Below are 15,529 nucleotides of genomic sequence, written 5' to 3' on the forward strand. Positions count from 1 at the left end.
GAGAGAGCATGAATATATGTAGAGTGCATCACGTTGCAATTATTTGTTCGAATTATGAGACGTCAAAGGATTTTTATACTAGGATATTAGGGTTTAAAGAGATAAATGAAGTATATAGAAAGGAACGAGATTCTTATAAATTAGATTTATGTGTAGGAGAAGAGTATCAAATCGAATTATTTTCATTTCCAAATCCGCCTGAGCGTAAAAGTTTTCCAGAAGCAGCCGGTCTTAGACATTTAGCATTTGCTGTTACAAATATAGAAGAAGCTGTGAAGCATTTAAACCAATGTGGTGTTGAGACGGAACCGATCCGTATTGATGAAATAACGGGGAAGAAATTCGTCTTTTTCCAAGATCCTGATGGTTTACCTTTAGAATTGTATGAGGTTTGAAAATTGGTGGATTTTATATAGAGTTGCTTTCCAATAATTGAAGAAACTAAAGTGAAACTTCTTTTTAAAAGGAGGTGTAACTTTAGCTAAGAAAGCTAAAGAGCATATGTGGATATTTTAAAATTATTGATGGTAGTCATTCTTATTGGGTTAACAGCATTTTTTGTGGCTGTTGAATTTGCAATTATTAAGGTACGTAGCAGTCGTATTGATCAACTCGTTAGCGAAAAAAGACGAGGTGCACTGGCAGCTAAAAAGGTAACTTCAAATTTAGATGAATATTTATCGGCCTGTCAGCTAGGTATTACAATTACTGCTTTAGGGCTTGGGTGGTTAGGGGAACCAACCATTAAACATTTACTCGAGCCGTTGTTTTTAAAATTAAAATTCTCACCTGCAATTTCCAGTACAGTTTCATTTATTATTGCCTTTGCAGTAATTACATTTTTACATGTTGTCATTGGGGAACTTGCTCCAAAGACATTTGCTATACAAAAAGCAGAACAAGTTAGCTTATTGTTATCGAAACCACTTATTTATTTTTACCGAGTTATGTATCCGTTTATTTGGGCTTTGAATGGTTCAGCGAGGGTTGTAACTGGTTTATTGGGATTACATCCAGCTTCTGAACATGAAGTAGCTCATTCAGAAGAAGAATTAAGGTTAATCTTATCTGAGAGCTATGAGAGCGGAGAGATTAACCAAAGGGAATTTAAATATGTAAATAATATTTTTGAATTTGATAATAGAGTAGCAAAAGAAATTATGGTACCTCGTACGGAAGTTGTAGGCTTATATGAGGACGAACCATTTGAAACACATATTAAAGTAATCGCGCAAGAAAAGTATACGAGATATCCTGTATTTGGTGAAGATAAAGATGAAATTATTGGGATGGTTAATGTAAAAGATTTATTTATTCGTTATATGGATGGTAATCGGGATGAAGAGTGCTCAATTATGCCATATACAAGGCCAGTTATTGAAGTGCTAGAAAATATTCCAATTCATGATTTACTATTACAAATGCAAAGAAAACACATTCCATTAGCTGTATTGTATGATGAATATGGTGGTACAGCTGGGATTGTTACACTAGAAGATATTTTAGAAGAAATTGTTGGAGAAATTCGAGATGAATACGATGAAGATGAGAATCCTCCTATAGAGCATATAAGTGAAGGTTATAAAATCGTAGAGGGAAAAGTGCTTATTAGTGAAGTAAATGATTTGCTTGGCATACATTTAATTGCTGATGATGTAGATACAATTGGTGGCTGGATTATGGTACAAAAACAAATCGTTGCTGAAGGAGATATTATTGAGAAACACGGTTTTTATTTTAAAGTCCTTGAAAAGGATATGCATCAAATTAAACGAGTGGAAATAAGGAAAGTAGAAGAATGATTTTCTATAAACTTTAATAAAAAGGATATACAGAAAAATAAATGTTTGCGCTTTCAAAAAAGGTGCTATATAGTGAAGGTGGATACTGAAAAATTCTTCTGAATGATACTCGTGTTTTTAGAGGGCGGATTTTTTGGATAAGGATTTAGAATGAAAAAGTATAGGTGATAAAAATGATAGCAACGAAGGATATACGTATAGAAAAAGATTTTTTAGGTGAAAAAGAAGTACCAAGTGTAGCTTATTATGGTGTACAAACATTACGTGCCGTAGAAAACTTCCCAATTACAGGATATCGCATTCATCCATCACTCATTACAGCAATGGCAATTGTGAAAAAAGCGGCGGCGCTTGCGAATATAGATACTGGTTACTTAGCTAAAGACATTGGACATGAAATTGCAGAAGCAGCGCAAGAAATTGTTGATGGAAAGTTTCATGATCAATTTATCGTGGACCCTATTCAAGGTGGAGCCGGAACTTCTATTAATATGAATACAAATGAAGTAATTGCGAATAGAGCGTTAGAACGTATGGGATATGAAAAAGGGGCGTATGCGAAAATTAGCCCAAACACTCATGTGAACATGGCCCAATCAACGAACGATGCGTTTCCAACAGGGATTCATATTGCAACTCTTATGATGTTAGAAAAGCTTCTTATTACAATGGAAGAACTTCATTCTGCTTTTCGTAAAAAAGCAAAAGAGTTTGATCATGTTATTAAAATGGGACGCACACATTTACAAGATGCAGTTCCAATTCGCCTTGGACAAGAATTTGAAGCGTATAGCCGAGTGCTTGCGCGTGATATAAAAAGAATTAAACAGTCTCGTCAACATTTATATGAAGTGAATATGGGCGCGACAGCTGTTGGTACAGGATTAAATGCAAATCCTATGTATATTGAACAAGTGGTAAAACATTTAAGAACGTTTAGTGGATTCCCACTTGTTGGTGCAGAGCATTTAGTTGATGCAACGCAAAATACAGATGCATACACAGAGGTATCTGCAGCACTTAAAGTATGTATGATGAACATGTCTAAAATTGCAAACGATCTTCGTATTATGGCGTCTGGTCCACGTGTTGGGTTAGCTGAAATTCAATTGCCAGCACGTCAGCCAGGTTCATCGATTATGCCAGGAAAAGTAAATCCAGTTATGGCAGAAGTGATTAACCAAGTCGCATTCCAAGTAATCGGAAACGATCATACAATTTGCTTAGCATCAGAAGCAGGACAATTAGAGTTAAACGTAATGGAGCCTGTGCTTGTATTTAATTTAATTCAATCTATTAGTATTATGAATAATGGATTCCGTGTATTCCGTGAATATTGTATTGAAGGAATTACGGCAAATGAAGAATTGCTGAAGCAATATGTTGAGAAAAGTGTTGGAATTATTACAGCAGTTAATCCTCATATTGGTTATGAAGTAGCATCTCGTATTGCACGTGAAGCAATTGAAACAGGGAAATCTGTTAGGGAGTTATGTTTAGAACATGGTGTACTGACAGAAGAGGAATTGGATATTATTTTAGATCCATTCGAAATGACTCACCCTGAAATTGCTGGAGCTTCTTTATTAAAAAATAAAAAAATGTAATGTGAAAAACACCGATCCACTTGGATCGGTGTTTTATTTTTAAAAGATATTAAATACAGCGTTTAATTGAAGTAAGCTAATAACAGCTAAGAAGATTAAACTGTATTTCATTGCTGTTTTAAATAGAGCAGATTCTTTACCAACTAGTCCAACTGCGGCACAAGCAACTGCTACAGATTGTGGTGAAACCATTTTTGCCATTGTACCACCTACTACGTTTAAGGCAACGAGTGTAGAAGGAACGATGTTTAATTGGTCTGCTGTTACTGCTTGAAGTGGTGCGAATAAAGAACCACTTGAAACTACTGAACCTGTAATGAATACGCCGATCCATCCTAAGATTGGAGAAAGAACTGGGAATGCATTACCAGTAGAAGAGAATGCAAGTCCAAGTGTAGATGACATACCAGAGTAGTTTTCTACGTAAGCTAAAGCGATAACGCTACAAATTGTATATACTGGAGCTTTTAATTCTTTCATTGTTTCAATCATTAATTCTTTAACCATTTTACCTTTTACGCGGTAAACGATAAGTGAAACGATAATTGCTAGTACAATCGCAGTAGTTGTAGAAGAGAATACATCAAATTTGAAAACAGCTGCGAAAGGTGTATCAGCTTTTGTAATTGGTGTAGTTTTCATAACAGCATTATGAAGACCAGGGAACTGAATGTTAAATACTAAGTTTGCTAACGCACCATCTGGAGCAAATAAAGCTTTAATCGGTTTTAAGTTAAAGATTGTTACAAATGCAGTTAAGAATACGAATGGAGACCAAGCGTATAAAATTTGATTGAATGTATGTGATACTTTAGTTTCTTGTTTTTCTTCTTTAGTAGAAGATTTTGGTTGCCAAACACGTAAGAATAATGCAAGAGCAATCATACTTACAACTGCTGCGAAAATATTAGTAAGTTCTGCACCTAAGAAGTAAGTCACAGCGAATTGAGTAATAGCGAAAGAAACACCACTTACAAGAATACCTTGCCAAGTTTCTTTAATACCTTTAATTCCATCGACCATTGAAACAAGTAAGAAAGGTAAAATAATACTAATGAAAGGTAAAATAAGAACAGTTTGACGACCAATAGTTAATGCGTCAAGTTGAGTTAATTGTGCTGGCACTGTAACTGGAATACCCATAGCACCCATAGCACCACCAGCAATATTAGCTACTAAACAAATACCTGCTGCTTTTAATGGATTAAAGCCCATACCTACAAGTAGTGCGGCTGTAATAGCAACTGGAACCCCTAGACCAGCTGCACCTTCTAAGAAAGCACCGAAAGAATAAGCGATTAATAATACTTGTAAACGTTGATCATTTGTAATGCTTGAAATACTATCGCGAATAATATTGAATTGCTCTGTTTTAACAGTTAATTTGTAAAGGAAAATTGCGGCGATAACGATAGTACAAATTGGATAAAATCCAGATAAAACACCGAATCCAGCAGATGCTACAGCTACTGTTGCTGGCATTTTATAAACAAATATTGCAAGGATAATAGCGACAATCACACTATAAAGACCAGCCATGTAACTTTTCATTTTGAATCCCATTAAACAAATGATGAAACAAAAGATTGGAAGTGCTGCGATTAGTGCAGATAACCAAATATTGTTTAATGGGTCATAAATTTGTGTCCAAGTACTCATAATAATGACAACTCCTATCTATTATATGTGAAGAAATTCACATTATTTGTGAAACTATTCACAATCAACTTACATGCTTAGTATATTCTCCTTCAACACTATTGTCAACGTAAAAAAGTATAATTATTCCATAATAGTGTTAAAAGAAAAGCTTTGTTCATAAAGTAGACAAAAAACACACTCAAATGAATTTAAGTGTGCTGTATAAACTATTTGCATATTATTTTGCTTATTCAGCTGGCATGTTTCCTATAAGTGTATATTAGATGCCATCTTTTATATCGAGTATAAAGTTTGATATATGAACTGATCTGTCCTATTTGATCTAGTGTGAGGGAGGATTGGTGAGTGGATTTAAATAGGAAGTTTTGCACAACAGTCCAACCGCTTGCAATACGAATAAAAAATTAGAAACAAATTTTTAATATCACATCATCTCTTTTTACTGAAAATTCCTTTTAGCGTAACAAAGAGGTTAATTATAGTTCAACTACATTACGATAGGTTATCAATTATAGACGGTATTTTACAATACCGTTACTGTGCGTTTCAATGAGGTGAAAATATAACAAAAAGCTTGATAAAACAACGTTTGCAAGCAAAGTATTCGTAGGCCATTATTTTGCTTTTTCGTTATATCATATAGTATAATATTCAAAATCAGCAAGGATTTTTTCCTGAATTTTTGCTGATAAAGATGGAAAAATTTTTCGGCTTTATAGGTTGATAAAGTTATGTCGTAACAGGAAATATAAGAACAGATATATAAATAAATAAAAAGAACATAAAAACGCAAATAAAAACGAAAATGAGGGGAACTTTATGAGCCAAAATCAATTCGAATGTCGTATTTCAGAAGAAGATGTACAAATGTTAAGAGCGTTAGCTCACCCACTTCGTCTACGTCTAGTAATGGAACTTATGCAAAGAGGAACATGTAATGTAACACAACTACAGGAAGTATTAGAAATTCCGCAATCAACGGTTTCACAACATTTAACGAAGTTAAAGCAAAATAAAGTAGTGCGCTTTGAAAGACGAGGATTAGAAGTGTATTATCAAATCCATAATGATAAAGTAAGTGCGGTAGTAAAAACATTATTTTCTTAAAATTTGAATATTATGGAAAAAGACGTGTGGAATATACGTCTTTTTTTATTTGTCAGAAAGGTAGTGAGAGAGTAAATATTAGCATGTGAGGAAGAAATGACTATCAATCAACATGCTGCCTTACGGAATATATTCTAAAAGGAAAAGAAAAAATAGAAAGGAGTGTAGTAAGCAAAAGGAGGGATAGTAGTATGGATGTGAAACGTGTGAAACAAATTTTATCTTCTTCAAGTAGAATTGACGTTACATATGAGGGCGTACCAGTATGGATTGAGAGCTGTGATGAGCAGAAGGGGAGTGCTCAAGTGTATGATGTATCTAATCCTGGTGAGAGCGTTCATGTGGACGTGACAGCTTTAGAGGAGAAATAATAAAAAAGACGCTTCTCAATTGAGAAGCGTCTTTTTTATTATTCCATCATATGTGCAATTTTCTTAGAGAACATAAGAAGTACTAATCCCAGTACAATTACGATAATACCGATACTTGCGAATACTTCTAAATATCCTAAAGATTGAGTGAAAGCAGCTAATTGTCCTGCTAATAAGTTTGCGAAGCCAGTACCAGCTAACCATACACCCATTAATAATGATGCTAATTTAACAGGAGCAATTGCACTTACCATAGATAATCCGATTGGTGATAAGAATAACTCACCGATTGTGTGGAACATGTAAGTGAATACAATGAATAGTAAGTTTGCTTTCATTGTAATGTTACCTTCATCGCTACCAGTTTTTAAAACAGCTAAAGTTAGAACTAAATATCCAATCCCTAGTAAAATCATGCCTAATGCCATTTTTGTTGGGATTTTCAAATCGCCATTTTTTGTTTTTGAAAGCTTAATCCATAACGCAGAAACAGGTAATGCTAGTAAGATAATGAATAGTGGGTTTACAGATTGGAACCAAGGTGTTGGAATTGTAAATCCACCAATTGTACGATCGACGAACTTATCTGTGTAAAGTGTTAAAGAACTACCAGCTTGCTCAAATCCTGCCCAGAAGAATACTACGAAACAAGTTAAAATTAAAATTGCAGCAGTACGTTTTTTCTCTTGTGTTGTTAAAGGTTTTTTCTCAATTGCTTTTGCATTTTTTTCTTTAGATTGTTTACCTACAACAGTTGTTCCGATAGACCCTAAGTAACGAGGTGCTAAGAAATTAAAGGCAAGCTGCCCAATAATCATACCGATACAAGCTGTTAAGAAACCGTATCTATAATCTGCAAAGTAACCGCAAATGAATGGAGCGATAAGAGCTCCTAAGTTAATCCCCATGTAGAAGATAGTGAAGGCACTATCACGACGAGAATCATTTTCGCTATATAATTGACCTAATAAAGTCGAAATATTTGGTTTGAAGAATCCGTTACCAATAACTAATAATCCTAATCCTAAGAAAAGTCCAGTTTTTGTGTTCATTGAGAATAATACAAAGTTACCAATTGCCATGATGATACCACCAATAGTAATGGCATGTCGCTTCGTAATGAAATGGTCAGTTAACCAACCACCGATAATAGGTGTGAAGTATACTAACATTGTGAAAATACCGTAAATTTGAACTGCAACTGCTTTATCAAATCCTAAACCGCCGCTTACTAAGCTCGTTGTTAAATAAAGAACTAATAAGCCACGCATTCCGTAATAACTAAATCTTTCCCATGCCTCTGTAAAGAACAACAAGTATAACCCTGGTGGATGTTTTTTTGGTGATTGTTGCTCTCCAGCTTTGTCTAATTTTAAAGCTGCATCCATTTTTGTTTCCCCCTAATCCTGTATAACGGATATTTATGTAATCATTTTAATTTACAAAATATTTAGAAGTCAATAGAATTATATGGAAATAGAAAGAAAATTTCTAAAAAAGTTCTATTTTTCTTCGACCGTTACTGTATTTTGCCCTGAAAACGAGATGATAAGCGTTTTCAAATGTAATAATTGAATTCTAAAAGAAAATAAAATAGTGATTAATCAGAAAATTTAGATTAAAACATTTATTCTGATATAAAGAAAATATATTCTATTTACTTTCTCAATATAACATATTGGGAATAAAAATACAAAACGAAATAATGTGACATTTAAGTGAATTGAAAAATAACCAGCTCCACAGAAGGGAGCTGGTTAAGGAAATATTATTTAACAAAGCGTTTTTCGATGTCATCTAGTAATAGGTTAGCAGCAATTACACCGCCAGCTGTATTCCAAATAACATCGTCGACTTTGTATGCTTTACCATTCTTTACGGCATTTAAATTTTTAAATAGAGGATCGTTTATATATTCTTTTTCTAGTTCAGATCCTTTTTTCTCATTTCCTTTATCGAATGTGAAGTAGAATAATACGTCACCATCCATAGCAGAAATACGCTCTTTAGATACGTTACGCTCTGCAAAATCATCTTTGTTTTGATCTCCAGGACGTTTAAATCCAAGTTCTTTTAAAATAACACCAGAGAATGTATCGCCATGATAAATACGAACATCACCAGGCATGAAACGAACCATAGAGATTTCTTGATTTACTTTATCGCCAAGTTTGCCTTTTAAATCTTTCATACGTGATTCGTAATCAGCTACAACTTTTTGACCTTCTTTTTCTTTATTTAATGCTTTTGCATAAAATTTGAAGTTATCTTTCCATTCACCACGTAATGTTTCTGAGAACACAGTAGGTGCAATTGCTTTTAATTGTTCGTACACTTTTTCGTGGCGCATTTTGTTACCGATAATTAAGTCTGGTTTTAAAGAAGCGATTGTTTCAACGTTAACTTGTCCTTCATCACCAACAACTTTTACATCTTTCATTTTATCCTTAATATGTGGATACCATGGGTCACCAGTCCAAGACTTTACAGCACCAACTGGTTTCACACCTAATTCAAGTAAAGCTTCAGTTCCTTCATTTGTTAAGATAACTACACGTTTTGGATTAGCAGGAACTTCTGTTTTACCCATTGCATGTTCTACAGTAACCACTTCTTTTTTATTATCTTCTTTTGTAGATTCTTCTTTGTTATTTGATTTTCCACAAGCGCTTAAAAGCATTGAAAATGCTAGTAAAAATACAAATACTGTAAACGATTTCTTCCGCATGAAATTCATTATGTACCCCCTATATGTTGAGAATATTTTTCAATAGCAAGCATGATATTAAGCCTTTATCTTTTGATTGTCAATACATATGGGTGAAAATAATTCTCATTTCCGTTGACAATGAGAATTAAGTTGAAATACACTAACAACGTATCATTATACATTGAAGGGGAAACGCTGCATGTTATTAAAAACAAATCGAGCAAAATGGATTGGATTATTTGTTGGAATCATTGCAGTCGTTATTTGTATTTGGGGAAGTATTATTTTCGGATATACAAATACGAGTTGGAAACTAGCATTGGATGCTTTTTTCCATTTTAACGGTTCCAATGAACATATTATTATTCAAAATGTACGTCTGCCTAGGGCGTTAATTGCAGCTAGTGTTGGTGCTAGTTTAGCCATTGCTGGTTGTCTTATGCAAACTTTAACTAAGAATCCACTTGCTTCTCCAGATTTTATTGGATTAAATTCAGGTGCTGCGTTCTTTATAGTTGTAGCAATTGTAATCTTTTCAGTAACATCATTATCAGCTTTCACATGGATTGCCTTTTTAGGAGCGGCGGTTGCAGCTGTACTTGTATTTGCTTCTAGTTCTTTAGGAAAAGAAGGGACTACTCCTCTTAAGTTAACGTTAGCAGGGGTCGCAATTAGTGCATTATTTTCATCATTAACACAAGGATTACTTGTGTTAAATGAAAAAGCACTTGAAGAGGTATTATTTTGGCTTGCTGGATCTGTGCAAGGGAGAAAGTTAGAAATTTTACAATCTGTATTCCCATATTTATTAATAGGATGGATTGCATCTCTTATGATGGCAGGGAAAGTAAATACATTGATGATGGGAGAAGACGTCGCGAAAGGACTTGGACAACGAACAATTTTAATGAAATCATTCGTGTTACTTATTATTGTACTGTTGTCTGGTGGTTCAGTTGCGGTTGCTGGCCCAATTGGATTTATTGGAATTATTACTCCGCATTTTGCGAGATTTCTTGTTGGAGTTGACCACAGATGGAGAGTGCCTTATAGCGGATTGTTAGGTGCAATACTACTAATATTGGCTGATATAGCAGCAAGATATGTCATTATGCCACAAGAAGTACCAGTAGGAGTTATGACAGCATTTATTGGAGCTCCATTCTTTATTTATATTGCACGTAAGAGAGGGCTTAGCAAATGAAGAAATATATTCCGTTTCGTATAGGAAAAGGTGAGCTCTCGTTTTTAATGTATAAACGAGCTTGTCTCGTCTTGTTAAGTTTACTAGTTGTTTTAGTAGGATTATTCTTTGCGAGCGCAGGTATGGGGGACATGAAAATTGCTCCTTATGACGTATGGCAAGCAATTACTGGAAATGGCGATGCGATGTCAAATATGGTTGTAAATAAGTTTCGTATGCCACGTATTTTAATTGCTATCCTCGTAGGAATTGCGCTTGCAGTAGCGGGCTGTATTTTACAAGGGCTCGTTCGAAATCCACTTGCTTCTCCTGATATCATCGGGATTACGGGCGGGGCAAGTGTTGCAGTTGTATTATTTTTAGCGCTATTTAGTGATAAAAATAATGCGCTAACTGTAAGCATTCATTATATGCCGCTCGCAGCTTTTGCAGGAGCAACGATTGTAGCGGTTTTTGTATACTTATTTGCATGGAAAAATGATGGATTATCACCAATTATTCTCGTTTTAATTGGTGTTGGATTTTGGGCATTAACGAAGGCGGCAACAACATTATTTATGTTGTTAGCACCAATTTATCAAGCGAGCCAAGCGAATGTATGGATTACGGGTACCGTTTATGGCTCTTCTTGGCAAAATGTTATGGTACTTGCACCGTGGGTTCTCATTTTAACGGTAATATCATTTATAGCTGCTAGACATTTAAATGCGCAAGAGCTAGGGGATGATATTGCGGTAGGACTTGGTGTTCCTTTAACGAAGTCACGCGTATTCATGTTATTACTTAGTACGGCTTTAATTGGGGGAGCAGTTGCCTTCGCCGGAGGGATTGGATTTGTCGGTTTAATGGCACCTCATATTTCACGAAGGCTAGTTGGTTCTTTATACGGTGCATTGCTCCCAGTTGCAGCTATTGTCGGTGCAATTCTAGTACTTGCTGCAGATTTAATAGGGCGTACAATTTTCACACCACTTGAAATTCCAGCAGGGGTATTTACATCAGCAATTGGTGCACCTTATTTTATTTATTTACTTTATAAAAGTCGGAATTCATAAAGGGAGATGAATATGCAAAAAGCATTGGAGACGAAACGCTTGACGTTGTCTTATGGTGAAACAATTATTATTGATGAGTTGAATTTAGAAATTCCAAAAGGTGAAATTACAATCTTTATCGGTTCCAACGGTTGCGGGAAATCAACTTTATTACGTTCACTAGCTAGATTATTAAAGCCAACAACTGGTGACATTTTGTTAGATAATCAAGCTATTCAAAGTATGCAAACGAAGCAAATTGCTCGTCAAATGGCAATTTTACCGCAAGGACCGCAAGCACCAGAAGGGCTTACAGTATTGCAACTTGTAAAACAAGGACGCTATCCATATCAAACATGGCTGAAACAGTGGTCAGAAAAAGATGAGGAAATGGTACAGAAGGCACTTGCAGCAACAGGTATGACAGAATTTGCTGAGCGTGATGTGCATGCTCTTTCAGGTGGGCAGCGTCAACGTGCTTGGATCGCAATGACACTTGCACAAGATACAGATATCATTTTACTGGATGAGCCAACTACATACTTAGATATGACTCACCAAATTGAAGTGCTAGATTTATTATTTGAATTAAATGAAACAGAACAAAGAACAATTGTTATGGTATTACATGATCTGAATTTAGCATGCCGCTATGCAGATAACATTGTAGCAATTCAAGATAAACAAATATATGCACAAGGTAAACCTGAAGAAGTGGTAGATGAGAAACTAGTACGTGATGTATTCCGAATGGAGTGTCAAATTAGTACGGATCCGTTGTTTGGAACACCGCTTTGTATCCCTCACGGAAGAGGAAGACGTGTAGTTAAAGAAGTTGCTCAGGCAATGAGATAAAAAAACGATGAGTGATTCATCGTTTTTTTTATTTGGTACAAGAAAATAAGAGGAAGAGAGGAATACGTAAGCGACGTTTATACTCTTCTTCATCTTGAAAATAGGTTAGATTTGGTGTAGCTTCTTTTAATGATGTAATGGTAAATCCGGCTTGCTGTAATAATGTGAAATACTCTTCTGTTGTACGATGATATTTAATAACTTCTTGCTCAATCCATGGTTCAACCCGTTTGCCTAGTTTAAAATAATCATCGACGAGCCAACTCGTTCTTTTACCACTTGTTTGTAAGCTTTCAAATGAAGAAGTAATAACGGGATGTTGAACGCTAAAGGTAAAGGTGCCATTTGTTTTTAAAGTTTGAAATACATTTTTAAAAATAGTATCAAGATGTTCAATATAATGTAAGGCGAGTCTAGATGTTACTAAATCAAAAGTGGAAGAGGGGTAGGTATAATCTTTGAGGTTTAAAAAATGAACAGATCCATTTTTATTTTCTAGTTGTTTTTTAGCTTTTTCATACATAAGTTCGGAGCCTTCAATGCCGGTGTAAGAGTAGCATCCCTTCTCTAATAATTCCGCGCCAAACTTAGCATCACCACAGCCTAAATCGAGAATTTGTTTTCCTTGCACATGACCAATGAGCTGAAAGAATACTGGTTTTTCAATGGACTCATTTGGGCTATTTTCTCGGTATCTTCGTTTCATATATTGTTCGAAAAATGCTGTGTTATTGTATACATCAGATTCTGTAAATGCCATGTTTGAAACCTCCCGAAATATTTTTTTAATTCTATCAAATATGAAAAGTAAATGATAGATTTATTGTAATGAATCATATATAATCTAGAATTGTAAGCGGTTACTTTAAACTATTTTTCTATAATAAATTCTGAAAACGTGTTAAGCTAGTAGAGGGATTATTAGAACTATTAAGACAATAATCCGCTTACATGAACGATGGGAGGCTTCACGATGTCTAGTAAAACACTTGCGAAATTTTTAGAAGAAAATTTAGAGGATTTAAAATCAAAGGGGCTTTATAACGTAATTGATCCGCTTGAGAGTTCAAATGGACCGATCATTACAATTGGCGGAAAAGAATATATTAACTTATCTTCAAACAACTATCTGGGATTAGCAACAGATAGCCGTTTGCAAGAAGCAGCAATTGGTGCTATTCATAGGTACGGTGTTGGAGCAGGGGCTGTTCGTACAATTAACGGTACTTTAGATTTGCATATTAAGTTAGAAGAAACAATTGCAAAGTTTAAACATACAGAAGCAGCAATTGCTTATCAATCAGGATTTAACTGTAATATGGCAGCGATTTCAGCTGTTATGGATAAAAATGATGCGATTCTTTCAGACGAATTAAATCATGCATCTATTATTGACGGTAGTCGTTTATCAAAAGCAAAAATTATTGTTTATAAACATTCTGATATGGAAGATTTACGCCAAAAAGCAATCGCGGCGAAAGAATCAGGTCTTTACAATAAATTAATGGTAATTACAGATGGTGTCTTTTCGATGGATGGAGATGTTGCAAAACTACCAGAAATTGTTGAGATTGCAGAAGAGTTAGATTTAATGACATACGTAGATGATGCACACGGTTCAGGTGTACTTGGAAAAGGTGCAGGAACTGTAAAGCACTTCGGTCTTTCTGATAAAGTTGACTTCCAAATTGGTACATTATCAAAAGCAATTGGGGTAATTGGTGGATATGTAGCAGGGAAACAAAACTTAATTGACTGGTTAAAAGTTCGTTCACGTCCATTCTTATTCTCTACAGCATTAACACCAGCTGATGCAGCAGCTTGCATGAGATCAATTGAAATCTTAATGGAAAGCACAGAGTTACACGATCGCTTATGGGAAAATGGCCGCTACTTGAAACAAGGATTAAAAGAACTTGGCTTTAACATTGGGGAAAGTGAAACGCCAATTACACCTTGTATCATTGGGGACGAAGTATTAACACAAGAATTTAGTAAACGTCTAAATGAAGAAGGTGTATACGCAAAATCTATCGTGTTCCCAACTGTAGCAAAAGGAACAGGGCGCGTTCGTAATATGCCTACAGCAGCTCATACGAAAGAAATGTTAGATGAAGCAATTCTTAAGTATGAAAAAGTAGGAAAAGAAATGGGCATCATTTAAGTAACGACATCTTTTGAATAGCTTGCAAATGAGGAGTGGGGAAAATGAAAAAAATTCTAGTAACCGGTTCTTTAGGGCAAATTGGTTCTGAACTAGTAATGAAACTTCGTGATGTATACGGCGCATCAAATGTTATTGCAACAGATATTCGTGAAACAGATAGTGAAGTAGTAACGTCTGGTCCATTTGAAACGTTAGATGTAACAGATGGACAAAAACTACATGATATCGCAAAGCGTAATGAAGTAGATACAATTATTCATTTAGCAGCTTTACTTTCAGCAACAGCAGAAAAAAATCCGTTATTTGCATGGAATTTAAATATGGGTGGACTTGTAAATGCTCTAGAAGCAGCTCGTGAATTAAACTGTAAGTTCTTCACGCCAAGTTCTATCGGTGCATTTGGTCCATCAACGCCAAAAGATAATACACCGCAAGATACAATTCAGCGTCCTACTACGATGTATGGGGTAAACAAAGTGGCAGGAGAATTACTGTGTGATTATTATCATCAAAAATTTGGCGTAGATACGCGCGGTGTCCGTTTCCCAGGTTTAATTTCTTACGTAGCGCCTCCAGGAGGCGGAACGACTGATTATGCAGTTGAAATTTATTATGAGGCGATTAAAAAAGGTGTATACACCTCATACATTGCTGAAGGAACATATATGGACATGATGTATATGCCTGATGCTTTACAAGCGATCATTTCATTAATGGAAGCTGATCCAAGTAAGCTAGTGCATAGAAATGCATTTAACATTACAGCAATGAGCTTCGAGCCAGAGCAAATTGCAGCGTCAATTCGTAAACACATTCCGACGTTTACAATGGATTATGCAGTAGATCCAGCTCGTCAAACAATCGCTGATAGCTGGCCAAACTCTATTGATGCAACAGCAGCAATGAAAGAGTGGGGCTTTAAAGCAGAATACGATTTAGACAAAATGACAACTGACATGCTGGCTAAGTTAAAAAAAAAGCTCACAGCTGAGTTAGTGATGAATTAATAG

14 protein-coding genes are annotated in these 15,529 nt (G+C 35.2%); 10 read left to right on the plus strand and 4 right to left on the minus strand.

What is annotated here, in order from left to right:
* Positions 1–8: 8 nt before the first annotated feature.
* The 3 genes from gloA2 to aspA all read left to right on the plus strand — a co-directional run bounded on the left by gloA2 (position 9) and on the right by aspA (position 3,409).
* A complete protein-coding gene (gloA2, locus tag M1D73_RS03150; RefSeq protein WP_001017675.1) occupies positions 9–395 on the plus strand; it encodes an SMU1112c/YaeR family gloxylase I-like metalloprotein in 387 nt (128 codons plus the stop codon).
* 108 nt (positions 396–503) lie between these two features.
* Positions 504–1,802 (plus strand): hemolysin family protein, encoded by a 1,299-nt coding sequence (locus M1D73_RS03155; RefSeq protein WP_000353317.1) that lies wholly within the window; start codon positions 504–506, stop codon positions 1,800–1,802.
* Positions 1,803–1,975: 173 nt separating this feature from the next.
* Positions 1,976–3,409: an aspartate ammonia-lyase gene (gene aspA / locus M1D73_RS03160; protein WP_000562156.1), complete on the plus strand. Its 1,434-nt coding sequence runs from the start codon at positions 1,976–1,978 to the stop codon at positions 3,407–3,409.
* 39 nt (positions 3,410–3,448) lie between these two features.
* Here aspA and M1D73_RS03165 read toward each other — a convergent pair whose 3' ends face one another.
* Positions 3,449–5,068, minus strand: coding sequence for an L-lactate permease (locus M1D73_RS03165; protein WP_000109096.1), 1,620 nt, complete (start codon positions 5,066–5,068; stop codon positions 3,449–3,451).
* Between the two features lie 822 nt (positions 5,069–5,890).
* Between M1D73_RS03165 and M1D73_RS03170 the strand changes: the two genes are divergently transcribed.
* Together M1D73_RS03170 and M1D73_RS03175 are read left to right on the plus strand one after the other, a co-directional pair.
* Positions 5,891–6,178 (plus strand): ArsR/SmtB family transcription factor, encoded by a 288-nt coding sequence (locus tag M1D73_RS03170; RefSeq protein WP_000081428.1) that lies wholly within the window; start codon positions 5,891–5,893, stop codon positions 6,176–6,178.
* A 191-nt stretch (positions 6,179–6,369) separates the two neighbouring features.
* Entirely contained in the window at positions 6,370–6,549 is a 180-nt protein-coding gene (locus M1D73_RS03175) for an acid-soluble spore protein H (RefSeq protein ID WP_000382679.1), read from the plus strand.
* Between the two features lie 38 nt (positions 6,550–6,587).
* Here the strand turns inward: M1D73_RS03175 and M1D73_RS03180 are convergent, their stop codons facing one another.
* Positions 6,588–7,937, minus strand: a complete 1,350-nt coding sequence (locus tag M1D73_RS03180; RefSeq protein WP_000338314.1) for a peptide MFS transporter — start codon at positions 7,935–7,937, stop codon at positions 6,588–6,590.
* 380 nt (positions 7,938–8,317) lie between these two features.
* The gene (locus tag M1D73_RS03185; RefSeq protein ID WP_001010276.1) at positions 8,318–9,286 is read right to left on the minus strand and encodes an ABC transporter substrate-binding protein; all 969 of its coding nucleotides are present in this window, start codon (positions 9,284–9,286) and stop codon (positions 8,318–8,320) included.
* A gap of 172 nt (positions 9,287–9,458) precedes the next feature.
* Between M1D73_RS03185 and M1D73_RS03190 the strand changes: the two genes are divergently transcribed.
* Genes M1D73_RS03190 through M1D73_RS03200 form a run of 3 tightly spaced genes read left to right on the plus strand, consistent with a single transcriptional unit; the run spans position 9,459 to position 12,352 of the window.
* Positions 9,459–10,463 (plus strand): FecCD family ABC transporter permease, encoded by a 1,005-nt coding sequence (locus M1D73_RS03190; protein ID WP_000925232.1) that lies wholly within the window; start codon positions 9,459–9,461, stop codon positions 10,461–10,463.
* On the plus strand, positions 10,460–11,518 hold the full coding sequence (locus M1D73_RS03195) for a FecCD family ABC transporter permease (RefSeq protein ID WP_000760060.1): 1,059 nt from the start codon (positions 10,460–10,462) through the stop codon (positions 11,516–11,518). The genes M1D73_RS03190 and M1D73_RS03195 overlap by 4 nt, the downstream gene beginning before the upstream one ends.
* Before the next feature lie 12 nt (positions 11,519–11,530).
* Positions 11,531–12,352: an ABC transporter ATP-binding protein gene (locus M1D73_RS03200; protein WP_001167962.1), complete on the plus strand. Its 822-nt coding sequence runs from the start codon at positions 11,531–11,533 to the stop codon at positions 12,350–12,352.
* A 28-nt stretch (positions 12,353–12,380) separates the two neighbouring features.
* On the opposite strand, the gene M1D73_RS03205 is transcribed toward M1D73_RS03200, so the two are convergent.
* Positions 12,381–13,112 (minus strand): class I SAM-dependent DNA methyltransferase, encoded by a 732-nt coding sequence (locus tag M1D73_RS03205; RefSeq protein ID WP_086401962.1) that lies wholly within the window; start codon positions 13,110–13,112, stop codon positions 12,381–12,383.
* A 213-nt stretch (positions 13,113–13,325) separates the two neighbouring features.
* Between M1D73_RS03205 and M1D73_RS03210 the strand changes: the two genes are divergently transcribed.
* Together M1D73_RS03210 and M1D73_RS03215 are read left to right on the plus strand one after the other, a co-directional pair.
* Positions 13,326–14,516: a glycine C-acetyltransferase gene (locus M1D73_RS03210; RefSeq protein WP_121868428.1), complete on the plus strand. Its 1,191-nt coding sequence runs from the start codon at positions 13,326–13,328 to the stop codon at positions 14,514–14,516.
* 44 nt (positions 14,517–14,560) lie between these two features.
* On the plus strand, positions 14,561–15,526 hold the full coding sequence (locus tag M1D73_RS03215; protein ID WP_086401963.1) for an L-threonine 3-dehydrogenase: 966 nt from the start codon (positions 14,561–14,563) through the stop codon (positions 15,524–15,526).
* The last annotated feature ends 3 nt before the right edge of the window (positions 15,527–15,529 follow it).

The sequence above is a fragment of the Bacillus sp. PK3-067 genome (assembly GCF_056738645.1).